Raw genomic sequence first — 13,833 nt, 5'->3', positions numbered from 1 at the left:
AATCCGAGTGGCACTGCACAAGCGTCATGCGTCCGGCGTGTGGCGTGAAGCGTTTCATAAATTCACCACCTCAATGCGGCTGTCCGGGCGCTCACCGATACCCGCCGGGCGTTGCCAGCCCCAGGTTTGCAAGGTCGGCTCCACTTCCAACATATCGATACAGTCCACCGGGCAAGGCTCTACACAGAGGTCGCAGCCGGTGCACTCATCAACGATGACCGTGTGCATCAACTTGGCGGCACCGACGATGGCATCCACCGGGCAGGCCTGGATGCATTTGGTGCACCCAATGCACTCGTCTTCGCGGATGTAGGCGACCTTGGCCACGTTGGCGTCTTCCGCGCCTTCATTATCCAGCGTCAGTTCTTCACGGCCGAGCAACTCGGACAGCGCCACCACGGTGTCCTGCCCGCCGGGTGGGCAGCGGTTGTGGTCTTCGCCCTCGGCAATGGCTTCCGCATAAGGCCGGCAACCCGGGTGGCCACACTGGCCGCACTGGGTCTGCGGCAGCAGCGAATCAATCTGCTCGACAATGGGGTCGCCTTCGACCTTGAACTTTTCCGAGGCAAAACCGAGCACGGCACCGAACACCGCCGCCAACGCCAGCAGCGCCGCCACAGCAATTAGAACAGCCGTCATGAGCACACTCCATGAATCTGCGTGCTGGCCTGATGGGGGGTTGTATGCGCGCGGCTTCTCATAACTTGATCAACCCGGAAAAGCCCATGAATGCCAGTGACATGAGACCGGCGGTGATCAGGCCGATGCTGGGGCCGCGAAAGGCTTCGGGTACATCGGCCACGGCAATGCGTTCGCGCATGGCGGCAAACAGGATCAGCACCAGGGAAAAACCCAACGCCGCCCCGAAACCGTAGGTCAGCGAAGACATAAAGGTGGCGTCTTCCTGGCGCACATTCAGCAGGGCCACGCCCAGTACCGCACAGTTGGATGTGATCAACGGCAGGAATACCCCCAGCACCCGGTAGAGCAGCGGGCTGGCTTTCTTTACGAACATTTCGGTGAACTGCACGGCCACCGCAATCACCAGAATAAAGCTGATGGTGCGCAGGTATTCCAGCTCGAAGGGCACCAGAATGTAGGCCCAGGTCAGGTAGGCAAGCACGGAGGACAGCGTCAGCACAAAAGTGGTGGCCAGGGACATGCCCATGGCGGTTTCCACTTTATTGGAGACCCCCATAAACGGACACAGCCCGAGGAACTGCACCAGCACGAAATTGTTTACCAGCACAGCGCTGATCAGAATCAGGACGTACTCAGTCATGTGATCGCAGGCTCGCTTGCCGAAAAATAGGAGTAGACGCCATGTTTACATGGCATCAAGGGCGCATAGTATGAGGCAGCGCCTGTATACGCTCAAGAATGATAGCGAATAAGCTTAATAGACAGGGGAGTACAGGTCATTGGCCGTCTTTTGAACAGTTGACCCGGCTTTTGCCACTATTTTGCGGTTGAAGGCGGGCAAACGGTTGCGGTGGGCCGGTCAATCCAGTATCCAAGACAGACGAAAAACCCCGTACCCGTAACCTGTCTGATTGGGAGAGACCCGTGCCCGCTTTACCCCGCGATTTTGACCGTGACGGTCTGCTCGAATACTCCGTGGTTTTCACCGACCGTTCCCTGAACCATATGTCACAACGCTTCCAGCAGGTGATGCGGGATATTTCATCGACCCTGAAACAGGTCTATAACGCGCATTCCGTGGCGGTGGTGCCCGGTGGCGGCAGCTTCGGCATGGAAGCCGTGGCCCGTCAGTTCGCCACCGACCAGTCCTGCCTGGTGATTCGCAACGGCTTCTTCAGCTTCCGCTGGAGCCAGATCTTCGAGATGGGCAAGATTCCGTCCAAAGAAACCGTCCTCAAAGCCTCCCCGGTTAACGACCAGCCCCAGGCCGCGTTCGCCCCGGCGCCCATTGAAGAGGTGGTCGCGGCCATCAAGGCGGAAAAACCGGCCATGGTGTTCGCCCCCCATGTGGAAACGGCCTCCGGCATTATTCTGCCCGATGACTACATCAAGCAGGTGGCCGAGGCAGTGCATAGCGTCGGCGGCTTGTTCGTCCTCGACTGTATTGCTTCCGGCACCATCTGGGTGGATATGCAGGCGTGCGGTGTCGACGTGCTGATCAGTGCGCCGCAAAAAGGCTGGAGCAGCTCGCCCTGCAGCGCCCTGGTGATGCTCAGCGAAGCGGCGGACAAGCGCCTGCACGAAACCACCAGCACCAGTTTCGCCTGCGATCTGCGTAAATGGCGCGACATCATGATCGCCTATGAAAACGGTGGCCACGCCTACCACGCCACCATGCCCACCGATGCGTTGACCGGTTTCCGCGACACCATGATGGAAACTGTGGAGCGCGGCCTGGAGACCGTTAAAGCCGAACAGTGGCAGCTGGGCAAGGCGGTACGCGCCCTGATGGCCGAGCATGGCTTTGCCAGTGTGGCGGCACCGGGTTTTGAAGCCCCGGGTGTGGTGGTGTCCTACACCGGTGACGATGGCATCAAAAGCGGTGCGGCGTTTATCGCGCAAGGCCTGCAGACCGCTGGCGGTGTGCCGCTCATGTGTGACGAACCGGCGGACTTCAAGACCTTCCGCGTGGGCCTGTTCGGCCTGGACAAGCTCGGTGATGTGGATGCGGCAGTGGCCCGCCTCAAAACTGCGCTGGAACAGCTTGGCTAGACCCGTGACTGGCAGGGCAGGGGCGCTGGCGTTATTGCTGGCGTGCCTGCTGGCCTGGCCCGCAGCACAGGCGGAGAAAAACATGGAAAAACCGCAATGCGTTGTGCTGCTGCATGGCCTGGCCAGAACCGCCCACGCCATGAAGAAAATGGAAACCGCCCTGGAGAAAACCGGTTATACGGTGGTGAACCAGGGTTACCCCTCTACCAAACTCCCTATTCAAACCCTCGCGGCGGAGACCCTTCCCGCTGCTTTAGCGCAATGCCCCGACGAAGGCAGCATCCATTTCGTTACCCACTCCATGGGTGGCATTCTGCTGCGCCAGTACCTCAGTGAACACACCATCCCCCGCCTTGGCCGAACCGTCATGCTCGGCCCGCCCAATCAGGGCAGCGAAGTGGTGGACCGCCTTGGGGCCTGGGCGCCATTCCAATGGTTCAACGGTCCCGCCGGCAGCCAGATGGGCACCGGCCCGGACAGTATTCCCAACCAGCTCGGTCCGGTGGATTTCCCTGTTGGGGTTATTGCTGGCAATCAGACCATCAACTTCCTGCTCTCCACGCAATTACCCGGCCCCAATGATGGCAAGGTCACGGTGGAAAGAACTAAAGTTGAAGGCATGCAGGACCATCTGGTGCTGCCGGTGACGCATCCGTTCATGATGCGTAATGGCGCGGTGATCGAGCAGGTAAAAGTGTTTTTGGCGACGGGGGCGTTCAGCAAGTAGGGATTGCGATTCCCCTTTTCAGCGGAAGCTTCCGTTGAGCCCGGAAAGGGAAATGCCAACATGTTGATTTAGTGGATCTTTGATTTTTCTGTCTCCGAGTTCAAAGGAAAAGAGTTATAAGGAACGTTCCGCATAACTCCGTGTAGGAGATTGGCTATAGCATCTTAACCTATTGTGATGGCAGGATTTTCCTCGGGGTGGCGCTCCTTGGTTTCAGAGTTATGAGGAACCGAGTTATGCGGAACGTTCTAACTAATACGCTGTTATGCCGTTGAATAAAGGGATTTTTTGAACATGGAAGTGAAAGTGGCAGTTTTTGGTTATCTTCGTTTTCCGCCTGGCTCTATAGGTTCTGTCAGGCCTCATCTCATCACGTTTGTCGAAGCCACAAGAGAGCATGACGGCTGTATCGCATATGACGTTGCAGAGGATTTAGCTGACCCTGGCCTGATCCGGTTTTCTGAACTTTGGCCAAGCGAAGAAAGCCTTGATGCACATTTAGTAGCTCCTCATATTGCTCCATGGAGAGAAGCCGCGAAGAAGTTAGGGCTTCAGGAACGGGTCTTCACGGCCTATACAACGAACTCATCAAGAGCTGTCTAGCGTGAAAGCTAGGCATAACAAGTCGCTGCTGCCGACAAGCGGCAGAGCTAGGCGTTATGCGCTATAGGTTTCGAGGTGGGAAATGAATAAGGAGCAGCTTCTGAGACTGCTGGGTTCTCTGATTCGGGCCTCTGATGGTGAACTGGTAGAGAACAAGTCTTGCTTTCCTTGTCCTGAGCGTGATCGAGCAAAGTACATTGTTGTGCGAGATTGCATCCAGAAAATGGTTGCTGAGGCAGACATTAGCAGATCTGATTCTTTCCAAGATGAATCAGCAGGAAAGTCGGAGGAGTATTCTGCAATGAAAGCTAGGATCCTAGGCGCTCCCACTAAAAGAGCGGAGCATAGGAGTATGCTTCTAAATAAGTTAACTGACATTGGGACGGTGGATGAGGCAGGCTATTTCATTAATGCCGAGCATCGCGGTTTGCATAATGAACTGATTCGTGCGCTTTCTGAGTGTCATGACGCATAACAAGCGGCGCCAGTCGGATCAAATTTACACTCCTCCGTCGCTCCAATTTGCCCGCTGCGCCGGGCGTTAGGCAATCTGTAAGGTCTAGAAGGGATAACTAAATGAAGGTAAATGAGTTAGTTAAAAAACTTAAGGAGTTAGACCCCGATAGTGAAGTGCTGTTTTATGCTGAAGACGAAGAAATTGCACCAGAGGGTTATGCACACAGGGTCTTAGATATCGTGGACGTTTCCCAGAAAGAGCTTAGAACCAATAGGGTTGAGAACGGAGTGGTTACTATACGTTTCGGTGATCAGCCGCACTCAACCACCTGGGCGTGCATTGAACTTACCTCAGATGTCTAGATTACACCTATCGCATAACAAGCCGCTCAAAACCGACGCCAAAAAGCGGCGCGGTTTAGCGTGGCGTTACATTCAAAGGAGAGATCTGTGCCTGAACTGAATTCGAGCTTTCTTAAGGAAATAGTGTCCGCCCTGAACAGTACACGTTTTTCAGAAGGCGATTTTGATTTGGGTGACGAGGAGTATGGAGAGCTTCTCAGAATCGAGTTTAAGTACGATGATCGTTATTCATTTGTACTTAAAGAAGAGGAGGTTACAGAGGAAGTAACTACAGGGATGAGTTTCAGTCTTACGTCTGAAAGTTACTCTAAATCTGTTACAAAGCTGTTCACATATGAATCACCGGGTGAGTATAAAGCGGAGGACAAAAAACAGGTTTCGAGTTTCTCGGATGTACCTAAACGGATTGCCTCCTGGTGCCATAATATTCACAGAGAAATTAGCAATGAAACTTCGGTAGACCAGGATATTGAAAGAGCTAAGGAAGCTTTCAAGGAAAGTATATCGATTGAGCCAGATGATCCGGATTCAAAGTTTTCAAAAGAGGAAGTTGAGGAATTAACCTCTAAGCTGGAAACGCTATATTCTAAAGTTAGCGAGCTGAGCGAAAAGTATCATATTTCAGAGTCAGAATTAGAGAAGTTGAAAGGTGAACTGGAGTCGATCAAAGATAACGCAAAGGTCTACAAAAAAGGAATTTGGGCAAAAATGACAGAAAACAAGATGACGAATTTCGTCTTCGAATTTCTTAAATCAAAAGAGGGCAGGAAGCTGATCGTAGAGTCAATTAAAAAGCTTGGCAGTGGAATGTAACAAGTAGCGCAAGCGGACCGGTTTTCCGGCGCGGTTGCGCCTCCAAATCGGCCGCTTCGCATGGCGTTAGGTGGGAGAGGAACATGCAATTTAATACTATCGACGAAGCAAAAGAATATGTTGTTTCTCTCACGAATAAGGCGAGAACCATCGAGAATATTGATTCAGCCATAAGCTACTATCAAGAAATGGTGGATAGCTCCCATGGTGAAGATTCGAAGAATTTGTGGCTTTCAGAACTCGACAAATTGAATGAATGGAAAAATACCGATGATTTTAAGAATGGCAACTATCCTCAAGGAATTGATGACCTTATTCTTGAGTTAGTTGAGTGGCGTTCAATTATTTACGCCTTCCAGAATGTTGATACTCAGCGTGAGCCATTTAAAGAGAGCGGGTTTTATGCGCAATGGTATCTTGGAGGCATCTATGGGGTATTTTCCATATTTGGAAAGCTACTGAGTAAAGATAAACGTAACAATTCGCTAAGAAAGCTGTGGGAAACAATTTCACCAATTATGCTTGGTGAAGGTGCGTGCACTAAGCCAGAGGTTGATCGTATCAACACAGCTCTTGATGTTAAGTCTGGTCGTTTCACAAATGAAAACTCACAGGCGCTATTATTTAGAAATAAGCTAATTTCTCATAATGAGGCTATGCCGGTTGTAAAGTGGGATGAAGTTGACAAGGATTTTGCATTTCTGATTCGGATGTGGTCATTGTTAGTCTCTTGGAGCTCATTCGGACTGTTTCAACCATTTAGAACTGATGACCAAGCATTTCTTGGCGTTGAATCCATGTTCGATCGTTCAGAAATATCGAACTTAAAAGCAAAAAGACAGGAATACCTAAAAATGGTTGAAAAGTGGTCTAAAAGCTTTGTTCATACTGGTGAAGTTGACCCTGGTAGAGGAGCTTTTTCTACTTTATCTGTCAAAGTCTCCATTGTTTCTGAAAATGAAAAAGCCTAACAATCGCCAACACGGGGACAAAGTTTACGCTGCGCTTCAACTTTGCCCGTGTGGCGGGTGTTATGCGGGGGAAGTGTGAGAAGAAAAGGTCCACCTTATAAAATAGAGTCGGGCGCTCTAGGGCAGCAACCACCAGCGTATGTTCAATCCATCCAGAACGGAAAGGTAACGTTAGGTGGAGATGTAGGTTCGCTTGGCTTAAGTAACGAAACCAGTTTTGAAGGTTGCGCAGTAGTTGATGGAAATGAAGAGCTTGCTGCTCTTATGTGTGATCTAAATGAGAAGGGTGCTGTTTTCGCATATGACTATAAGGCGTCCATTTCACCAAGCCAATTCATGGCTATCCTTCAAGATAAGGGAATTGTTGTGGGTTCTTATAAAGAGATATCTTGGAGCGGGCCGCAGAGCTGGCATTTGACGGTTTATGAAATGGAAGAGGGCGCATAACAAGGCGCTGCTGCCGACGAGCGGCAGAGCGCGGCGTTATACATAAGAGGGGAACGATGAAGAAAATATTTGTTCTGGTATTTGCTGCTTCACTTTTTGGCTGCGGAGCTGCCCCCACCGTTAAGGAGGAGCTCGGGTATGAAGGTCACAATTCGGATGGGTTGGCTGTCTCAGAGCTTTTGGAGCAATTAAAATCGAATCCTGATGTGCAAGTGAGAGTTGAGCGTGGTTGGAAAATCGCAGAAGTTAAGTCAGAAAGGGCTCTGTATTCATTTACGCCAGAAACGCATCCGGCTCACCCTTCGTATGTAAAACGTGAAGTAGTACAGAAGGAAGGTTCTATTTTTATTGAAACTAGTGCTCGTTGCGGTGCTGCAAAAGACGTTTGCGACCAGCTCGTAAGAGACTTTATTGAACTAAACAATAGGGTCCAAAAAAGTGTCGGCGACAAGTAATGCATAACAAGCGGCGCCAGGCGGATCAAATTCCCGCTCCTCCGTCGCTCCAATTTGCCCGCTGCGCCGGGCGTTATAGGGATCGCAAATGAGAGCTTGGTTAGCAGTGTCTGTGGCATTGGTCAGCTGCACCGTTACAAGGGGAGCTCAACTTACGGAGGGACAGGTCAGGGAATTCCTACAACAAACATACGGCGCAGACGTTGAGCAAATGCCCATTGAGTACGACCAATCTTCTGATCAATGGATCTTCATATACCCTGAACAAGAGAATTGTATCGATTGTGGCTATAGAGGGGCTGTTGAAGACTCAGAAACCCCTCGGATAGTAGGTGCCATGATGCATGGCTAATTTCTATAACAATCGCGTCAAAGACGACGCTCGTACCTCGCGCGCTTTAAGCGGGCGTTATCCTCACAAAGGAGACATTTAGTGGGTGCGTGGAGTGAAGATAATTTCGGGAATGACGATGCAGGTGATTGGGTTTGTGAGCTCGAGAAGTCCAAAGGTTTGGATGTGCTAATGAACCCGATAAATCGAGTGCTGAGTGAAGAGGAGTATTTGGAGTTTCCCGATTGTGCTGAGACTCTTGCCGCTGCGGAAGTTATCGCTGCATCAGTGTCAGGCGACACATCCTTCATCCCCAAAGAGCTTGGGGTTTTGCTCGAAAAGAAGCAGGGCATTCTGTTTGGAAAGAGGCCTCAAATAGACGCAACTCACGCCATGCAGGCGCTAGCGGCGGTCAAGAAAATCCTCGCTGGCTCTGAACTGCAGGAGCTCTGGGAGGAAGACGGAGAGAATGGCACGTGGCGCGCGGTACAAAGCAAGCTGATTTCAAGGCTCGAAAATGCATAACAAGGCGGAGCACGCGACAAGCGCGTGTCCGCGGCGTTGGGCGGCAAGAGAGGAGCATTGATTCGGTGCGAGGAAGGAGTATGATAATGTCATACCTCTGCCATGTTAGGAGCACCAGCCATGAGCATGCACCGGAAAACCATCACGCTGACTGAACAGCAAGACGGCTGGGTGAAAGCCCAGATTGAAAGCGGCCATTTTGGCAATGATAGTGAGTACATCCGCGATCTCATCCGAAGGGACCAGCAGACTAAAGAACGTCTTGCCATGCTGAGGCAAGCCCTCGCTGAGGGTGAGTCCAGCGGGGAACCGAAACCGTTGGATATATCGGCTATCAAGGCGGCTGGCCGTAAGCGGATTAAGGCTGCCGATTAGTGCTTACGTTGAACGTCACGCCGAGGGCGGAATCCGATTTTATCGGGATTTGGGTGTATGCCTGTGAGGAATGGGGCGTTGATCAGGCGGATAATTACGTGGATCGGCTTGAGGCCGGCATGAAACGGCTGATTGATCATCCATCGCTTGGCGCGAACTACGACCATGTTTTTTCTGGGTATCGCAAATTACAGGTCGAGCATCACGTTGTTTTTTATCGACTACTTGAGTCGGAAGTGCTCGTTGTTCGTGTGTTGCACGAGGTCATGGATGCACCGGAAAGGCTTCTGGAGTAGTCGGAGTTATATTTTCGGCGCGGCTTAAAGGTTTCCATCCAGCACCGTGCTGTTGTCTCCCAATAAGTAGCTGTACTCGGAAAATTACTCGCTGCGCTCCTGATTTTCCAGAATCAATAGGGCCAGATCTCCCATTTCCCATTGGCTCTTCGGTTTTCGGGAATAAAGATGTTGAGCGTCCCTGCGTTTTTCCCTGACCTTTCGGTTAGCGATCAACGTTGTCGGATTACGCCTTTCAGGCTCTCTGTGCCCTTGGGTGAATTCGACCTACCTGAATATTCGATGATGTGGGGTTGCTGGCTGTGCCGCTGCGAATGAAACGCTGCCTTGTTGTGGTACAGTGGCCACAAAATCCCAACCCGGACCCTCCCTATGCTCGTCTACCTTCTGGTCGCCTGTGATCGCCTTGATGAAAAGCAGGAAAAGAAGCTCAAGCGGAACCTGGCTGATCTGCAAGCTGCGTTGCAGGCGTATGCCGAAACAAATGAAGCGGCCACGCTGATGGATGACTGCGAGAGTGAGGATTGTGAGGACTGGGTGCTGGGTATTAGCCTGCCGGTGAAGAAAAAGATCCAGCTCAAAGACCCGGTGAATCTGTTTAATGACCTGGCCAAGCAATACCACATTGATTGTGAGGTGGGTTCCATTGAGGACGATCAGCGGGACCCGGTGAGTTACTTTGGCAAGCGGGAAGGCATTGGGGATGCGTTTCTGATTGCGGAGTATTTGGGGGTGTAGGTTGCCTTGTCGGATTACGGAAGTTTGTGTGATTTGTCGGATTACGCCTTTCAGGCTAATTTGACCTACTGGGATTTCGTGTAGGTCTCAGTTCGTGTAGGTCGGGTTAGGCGTAGCCGTAACCCGACACCAGCGCCGCCTTCAGGCGGCGTTTTCCTGTTTACTTTCCTGTGTTGTCGGGGCGTACTGATTGGCGTCGGTGGTGTATTCCGCGTGGCCATAGTCCACCAGTAGTTCCTTGATTCTCTTCACCAGTATCTTGTCGGCGATTTTGTTGGCCACGGGGATATCCTGCAGTGTTCGGAAGGCGATCAGTCGCGGCAGAACGAACAGGTTGCCCACGGTGAACAGGGCATAGTCGATCAGGTGTGGTTCCACACCCATTTCCTGTGCTTTCGATTTGTCCTTGCTGCCCAGGAATGCCTGGGTGAAGAAGACCTTGGAAAAGCTGCGCTCCACCAGATTGTGCGCCTGGCTGAGCAGTTTTTTGTTCTTGGCCCGGTACACAGACATGGTGGCGCGGGTGAGTTCGCCGCAGGTCTCGTCGTCGTAGCCTTCGCGCAGGGTGCCGGAGTAGGTGAGCATGGTGTCGATAATGTCCGGTGCCTCGGCGGGTAGCAGTTCTTCGGGCAGCCCGAGTAAAAAGCACTGATAGCGTGACAGTTCGACGATGGCACGCTCGTTGGCGGTGAAATGTTTACGTCCCTTGCGTAGCGCCTTAAAGGCGGCGAGATAGGCGGGCATGGTGCCGGCGGGCATCTGGTCTACCTGGGGAATGGGGATGCCGTAAACCGTCGGGTCCCAGGGGCCGCCTTTGTCAGTGGTAGCGCGCTTGATGATGTTGAAGCGCACCATGGAGTGCATCAGGCGCACCATGGCGGCGGCCTTGAAGCCCGGGCCAAAGCGTTCCAGCGAGCCGGGCAGGGTGGCGGTGGTGAAGAAACTGGCGGTTTCGTTGATGCGCTGGTTCACCGAATCGTTGGCCAGGGTGCCGGTAATGGCCATGGGCAGCCCGGAATACTTGTTCATGAAAGTGGCCACAAAGGCGCCACGAATCACATAGGGTGCCAGATTGGCCATCTGGTTACGGCTCAGGCGCGCGCCTTCGCGGACCAGCTCCATGTCTACCCAGTCCGGTGTTGTTTCCATGGCGGTGATGAAATCGACCAATTCCTTGGGCGCATTAGCCACGGCTTCCAGGCCTTCATCGCAGGCCTTCTTGAGCATGCTGATCAGGTTGCGAAAGCCGTATTCCGGCATTAGCGCGGCATAGGCATCGGAGACGGTATCGCCGAGCAGGGTGTAGGCCCGGGCCCGTTCCACTTTTTCCTTGTCGGCAAGAATGTCTGCACGGTATTTGCGCGCGAAATGTCCCGGTAGCGAACTGCGCGTGTTGATGTCATCGGTAAAGCGTTCCGGGGTGACATCGAAATCGATATCGCCGTACAGGGAGGGAATGCGGGTTTTCTGCGCCCGCACTTTTTCCCAAAGTGCATCCAGTGACTGTGCCATCACTAACCTCTAAAACGACATTCAATGTATGTATACATTGGGTTTACTTCGTGCCGGTGACAATGGCAGGAAACCACAAATGTGAGAACTTGCTGGTTTTTGGCCTGAATGGACAGAGAGAAATGAGGGGGAGGGGAAACACGCGGCAGGGCTTTGTTTTTTCTGGGGAAACGGTTGTCTGGTTGGTGTTTATTATTGGGTGTGCCCCTCTGCCGCTATCGGCAGAGGGGCACTTCCGGGTGGGTGATAAGGCGGGTTATTCCTGCTCCGCCATGGCCTCTTTGTAGAGTGATTTGCGCGGCTCAGCGAAGACCTTGCGCAGCATGGGTTCGAAGTAATCCAGCGGCAGGATTTCTCCGTCTGGATCGAAGGCGGGGGAATCGTATTTGCTGACGAACTCAAGGGTCTGCCGGTAATGCGGGTGATCCTTGAAGTTCTCGCGCATGTCGCGATCCATGCCCAGGTAATGGAAGAAGTAGTAACCCTGGAAGATGGCGTGATGTTTCACCATCCAGTGGTTGGCATCGCTGACGAACGGTTCCAGCAGCACGGCGGCCACGTCGGCGTGGTTGAACGTGCCCAGGGTGTCGCCGATGTCGTGCAGCAGCGCGCAGACCACATATTCGTCATCCTTTCCATCACGGTGGGCCAGGGTGGCGGTTTGCAGGCAGTGCTGGAACCGGTCGATCTTGAAACCACCGAAGTCGCCTTCCAGCAGGCGCAGGTGCGTCATGATGCGATCGGACAGGCCCTTGCTGAAGTCACCGAAGGACTTGGCGATGATCTGCCAGTCCTCGCCGGTGCCGTCCTTCATGTGGGTGAACTGGGCGCGGGGTGCGGTCATGTCATTCATGGTGCGCTCCTTATTCTGCGTAGCCGGGGTTGTTGCGATCCAGCTTGCGTAGCAGGCCGGGCCACGCCAGGTTGCCGCCCATGCCTTTGGTCACCTGCGATGCCTGTTGCTTGATGGTGTCGACGATGCCAGCGGGGATCGGGGTCAGTGGGCGGTTGCCGGACAAGGCTTGCAGCTGGATTTCGCAGGCCCGTTGCAGGATGTACATGCCCAGGAAGGTATCAGCGATGGTGCTGCCGACGGTGAGCAGGCCGTGGTTACGCAGGATCATGAAGTTGGCATTACCCAGGTCGGCTTGCAGGCGTGCTTTTTCGTCATCGCGCAGGGCGACGCCTTCGTAGTCGTGATAGGCCAGGCTGGCCAGCGGGAACAGGCTCTGTTGCGACAGGGCCAGCAAACCTTCCTGCTGGGCGGAGACGGCGACGCCGGCGGTGGTGTGGGTGTGCATGACACAGACGGCATCGTCGCGCACGGCGTGGATGGCGCTGTGGATGGTGAACCCGGCCGGGTTGATGTCGTAGTCGCTGTCGTCTAGCTTGTTACCTTCCTGATCCACGCGCACCAGGCTGGAGGCGGTGATCTCGTCGAACATCATGCCGTAGGGGTTGATCAGGAAGTGATGCTCGTCGCCGGGGATGCGGGCGGACAGGTGGGTAAAGATAAGATCATCCCAGCCGTGCAGGGCGATGAGCCGGTAGGCGGCGGCGAGATCCACGCGCAGCTGCCATTCTTCGGCGCTGACGCTGCCTTTCTTGGAGGGGACGGTGGCTGGGTTAATGGTGACCTGGCTGTTCATGTAGCGCTCTCCCGTTATGTGGGTCTTATTTGGGTCAGGGACCCTTATTTAAGGTAATCGATTTTCCAATCCCTTGAGTGTAGGCCCGGGGTTAGGGAGAAAACTGTCAACTGGTTTACAATTGCTCCATGACGGATGCCTATACGGTGCTGCGGCACTGCCCCTTACTGGCCGGATTTCCCGATGCTGCCCTGCATGAAGCGGCGCGGCACGCCCGGGTGCGTTCGTTTCAGGCCAACCAGCCGATTTATGAGAAGGGCGAACCCCAGTCCAACCTGTGTGTGATTGCCGAGGGCCTGGTGCGGATCAGTTCGGTGAATGCCCAGGGTCAGGAAGCCGTGCTGATCATTTTTGACAGCGGTACCTGGTTTGGCGATGCGGTGTTTTCCCCCGGTACCGGGCGGGTCTATGGCGCCACGGCCCATGAGGCGGCGGTGTTGGTGGAAGTGCCGGGCCCCTTTTTCCGCGACTTGCTGCAACGTTACCCGCAGAGCTACCCGGTGGTGCTGGATCTGATCAGCCAGCGGCTGTGGTCCGCCATCTCCATGATTGAAGAAGACGCGCTGCGGGGGACTCAGGCGCGGATCGGGCAGCGCTTGCTGTTCCTGTCGCAAATGCAGCGGGGTGGCAAGCCGGAAAGTGGACCGGTGACGGTGCGCCTGACCCGTGAACATATTGCCAACATGATGGGGATGACCCGCCAGGGCGTGCACCGGACGCTCAAGGCGTTTGAGGCACAGGGGCTGATCACGCTGGGCTATGGGCGCATTACTATTGAAGATGAGGCGGCGCTGCGGGAGCACTTGGCGACGTTGAATTGATGCTAAGTGCAGAATGTCGGATTACGCCTTTCAGGCTAATTCGACCTACTTACTAAC

Annotated in this window: 19 protein-coding genes; 14 read left to right on the top strand and 5 right to left on the bottom strand. The window is 53.6% G+C overall.

Features of this window, described 5'->3' with window-relative positions:
* Window positions 1-54: 54 nt before the first annotated feature.
* The gene (gene rsxB, locus F1529_RS14485; protein WP_155135704.1) at window positions 55-639 is read right to left on the bottom strand and encodes an electron transport complex subunit RsxB; all 585 of its coding nucleotides are present in this window, start codon (window positions 637-639) and stop codon (window positions 55-57) included.
* Window positions 640-697: 58 nt separating this feature from the next.
* Window positions 698-1,282, bottom strand: a complete 585-nt coding sequence (gene rsxA / locus F1529_RS14480; RefSeq protein ID WP_007150071.1) for an electron transport complex subunit RsxA — start codon at window positions 1,280-1,282, stop codon at window positions 698-700.
* Between the two features lie 284 nt (window positions 1,283-1,566).
* Here rsxA and F1529_RS14475 point away from each other — a divergent pair, with 284 nt between their 5' ends.
* From F1529_RS14475 to F1529_RS14415, 13 genes are all read left to right on the top strand, one after another.
* Window positions 1,567-2,694, top strand: coding sequence for an aminotransferase class V-fold PLP-dependent enzyme (locus F1529_RS14475; RefSeq protein WP_339345501.1), 1,128 nt, complete (start codon window positions 1,567-1,569; stop codon window positions 2,692-2,694).
* A 4-nt stretch (window positions 2,695-2,698) separates the two neighbouring features.
* Complete coding sequence (locus F1529_RS14470) at window positions 2,699-3,421, top strand: alpha/beta fold hydrolase (RefSeq protein ID WP_339345502.1); 723 nt, start codon at window positions 2,699-2,701, stop codon at window positions 3,419-3,421.
* Window positions 3,422-3,715: 294 nt separating this feature from the next.
* Window positions 3,716-4,024 carry a putative quinol monooxygenase gene (locus F1529_RS14465; RefSeq protein ID WP_155135695.1) on the top strand — a complete coding sequence of 103 codons (309 nt, stop codon included), beginning with the start codon at window positions 3,716-3,718 and terminating at the stop codon, window positions 4,022-4,024.
* An 82-nt stretch (window positions 4,025-4,106) separates the two neighbouring features.
* Window positions 4,107-4,499: a hypothetical protein gene (locus F1529_RS14460; RefSeq protein ID WP_155135692.1), complete on the top strand. Its 393-nt coding sequence runs from the start codon at window positions 4,107-4,109 to the stop codon at window positions 4,497-4,499.
* A 101-nt stretch (window positions 4,500-4,600) separates the two neighbouring features.
* Window positions 4,601-4,843 carry a hypothetical protein gene (locus F1529_RS14455; RefSeq protein WP_155135689.1) on the top strand — a complete coding sequence of 81 codons (243 nt, stop codon included), beginning with the start codon at window positions 4,601-4,603 and terminating at the stop codon, window positions 4,841-4,843.
* Between the two features lie 87 nt (window positions 4,844-4,930).
* Entirely contained in the window at window positions 4,931-5,656 is a 726-nt protein-coding gene (locus F1529_RS14450) for a hypothetical protein (RefSeq protein WP_155135686.1), read from the top strand.
* A gap of 83 nt (window positions 5,657-5,739) precedes the next feature.
* The gene (locus tag F1529_RS14445) at window positions 5,740-6,627 is read left to right on the top strand and encodes a hypothetical protein (RefSeq protein WP_155135683.1); all 888 of its coding nucleotides are present in this window, start codon (window positions 5,740-5,742) and stop codon (window positions 6,625-6,627) included.
* A 75-nt stretch (window positions 6,628-6,702) separates the two neighbouring features.
* Window positions 6,703-7,074 carry a hypothetical protein gene (locus F1529_RS14440; RefSeq protein ID WP_155135680.1) on the top strand — a complete coding sequence of 124 codons (372 nt, stop codon included), beginning with the start codon at window positions 6,703-6,705 and terminating at the stop codon, window positions 7,072-7,074.
* A gap of 56 nt (window positions 7,075-7,130) precedes the next feature.
* Complete coding sequence (locus tag F1529_RS14435) at window positions 7,131-7,529, top strand: molecular chaperone DnaJ (RefSeq protein ID WP_155135677.1); 399 nt, start codon at window positions 7,131-7,133, stop codon at window positions 7,527-7,529.
* Between the two features lie 433 nt (window positions 7,530-7,962).
* Complete coding sequence (locus tag F1529_RS14430; protein WP_155135674.1) at window positions 7,963-8,385, top strand: DUF4259 domain-containing protein; 423 nt, start codon at window positions 7,963-7,965, stop codon at window positions 8,383-8,385.
* A gap of 120 nt (window positions 8,386-8,505) precedes the next feature.
* Entirely contained in the window at window positions 8,506-8,760 is a 255-nt protein-coding gene (locus tag F1529_RS14425) for a type II toxin-antitoxin system ParD family antitoxin (RefSeq protein WP_007148396.1), read from the top strand.
* Complete coding sequence (locus F1529_RS14420) at window positions 8,760-9,056, top strand: type II toxin-antitoxin system RelE/ParE family toxin (RefSeq protein WP_370457037.1); 297 nt, start codon at window positions 8,760-8,762, stop codon at window positions 9,054-9,056. The genes F1529_RS14425 and F1529_RS14420 overlap by 1 nt, the downstream gene beginning before the upstream one ends.
* Before the next feature lie 372 nt (window positions 9,057-9,428).
* A complete protein-coding gene (locus F1529_RS14415; protein WP_155135671.1) occupies window positions 9,429-9,794 on the top strand; it encodes a hypothetical protein in 366 nt (121 codons plus the stop codon).
* A gap of 141 nt (window positions 9,795-9,935) precedes the next feature.
* On the opposite strand, the gene F1529_RS14410 is transcribed toward F1529_RS14415, so the two are convergent.
* From F1529_RS14410 to F1529_RS14400, 3 genes are all read right to left on the bottom strand, one after another.
* On the bottom strand, window positions 9,936-11,306 hold the full coding sequence (locus tag F1529_RS14410; protein WP_155135668.1) for an oxygenase MpaB family protein: 1,371 nt from the start codon (window positions 11,304-11,306) through the stop codon (window positions 9,936-9,938).
* A 256-nt stretch (window positions 11,307-11,562) separates the two neighbouring features.
* Window positions 11,563-12,159 (bottom strand): HD domain-containing protein, encoded by a 597-nt coding sequence (locus tag F1529_RS14405; protein WP_155135665.1) that lies wholly within the window; start codon window positions 12,157-12,159, stop codon window positions 11,563-11,565.
* Between the two features lie 10 nt (window positions 12,160-12,169).
* Entirely contained in the window at window positions 12,170-12,955 is a 786-nt protein-coding gene (locus tag F1529_RS14400) for a class II aldolase/adducin family protein (RefSeq protein WP_155135662.1), read from the bottom strand.
* Window positions 12,956-13,083: 128 nt separating this feature from the next.
* On the opposite strand from F1529_RS14400, the gene F1529_RS14395 reads away from it, so the two are divergent.
* Window positions 13,084-13,776 (top strand): Crp/Fnr family transcriptional regulator, encoded by a 693-nt coding sequence (locus tag F1529_RS14395; protein ID WP_007149074.1) that lies wholly within the window; start codon window positions 13,084-13,086, stop codon window positions 13,774-13,776.
* The last annotated feature ends 57 nt before the right edge of the window (window positions 13,777-13,833 follow it).

The organism is Alcanivorax sp. VBW004, assembly GCF_009718865.1.
Classification (GTDB): Bacteria; Pseudomonadota; Gammaproteobacteria; order Pseudomonadales; family Alcanivoracaceae; genus Alcanivorax.
The sequence above is the reverse complement of the archived record's forward strand: the minus strand, read 5'-3'. Positions and strand labels throughout refer to the sequence as shown.

Coding starts and splice junctions, on each gene's coding strand:
- F1529_RS14410 (WP_155135668.1), bottom strand. CDS start 11,306: ATGGCACAGTCACTGGATGCACTTTGGGAAAAAGTGCGGGCGCAGAAA.
- F1529_RS14395 (WP_007149074.1), top strand. CDS start 13,084: ATGACGGATGCCTATACGGTGCTGCGGCACTGCCCCTTACTGGCCGGA.
- F1529_RS14455 (WP_155135689.1), top strand. CDS start 4,601: ATGAAGGTAAATGAGTTAGTTAAAAAACTTAAGGAGTTAGACCCCGAT.
- rsxB (WP_155135704.1), bottom strand. CDS start 639: ATGACGGCTGTTCTAATTGCTGTGGCGGCGCTGCTGGCGTTGGCGGCG.
- F1529_RS14445 (WP_155135683.1), top strand. CDS start 5,740: ATGCAATTTAATACTATCGACGAAGCAAAAGAATATGTTGTTTCTCTC.
- F1529_RS14425 (WP_007148396.1), top strand. CDS start 8,506: ATGAGCATGCACCGGAAAACCATCACGCTGACTGAACAGCAAGACGGC.
- F1529_RS14460 (WP_155135692.1), top strand. CDS start 4,107: ATGAATAAGGAGCAGCTTCTGAGACTGCTGGGTTCTCTGATTCGGGCC.
- F1529_RS14400 (WP_155135662.1), bottom strand. CDS start 12,955: ATGAACAGCCAGGTCACCATTAACCCAGCCACCGTCCCCTCCAAGAAA.
- F1529_RS14415 (WP_155135671.1), top strand. CDS start 9,429: ATGCTCGTCTACCTTCTGGTCGCCTGTGATCGCCTTGATGAAAAGCAG.
- F1529_RS14405 (WP_155135665.1), bottom strand. CDS start 12,159: ATGAATGACATGACCGCACCCCGCGCCCAGTTCACCCACATGAAGGAC.
- F1529_RS14435 (WP_155135677.1), top strand. CDS start 7,131: ATGAAGAAAATATTTGTTCTGGTATTTGCTGCTTCACTTTTTGGCTGC.
- F1529_RS14465 (WP_155135695.1), top strand. CDS start 3,716: ATGGAAGTGAAAGTGGCAGTTTTTGGTTATCTTCGTTTTCCGCCTGGC.
- rsxA (WP_007150071.1), bottom strand. CDS start 1,282: ATGACTGAGTACGTCCTGATTCTGATCAGCGCTGTGCTGGTAAACAAT.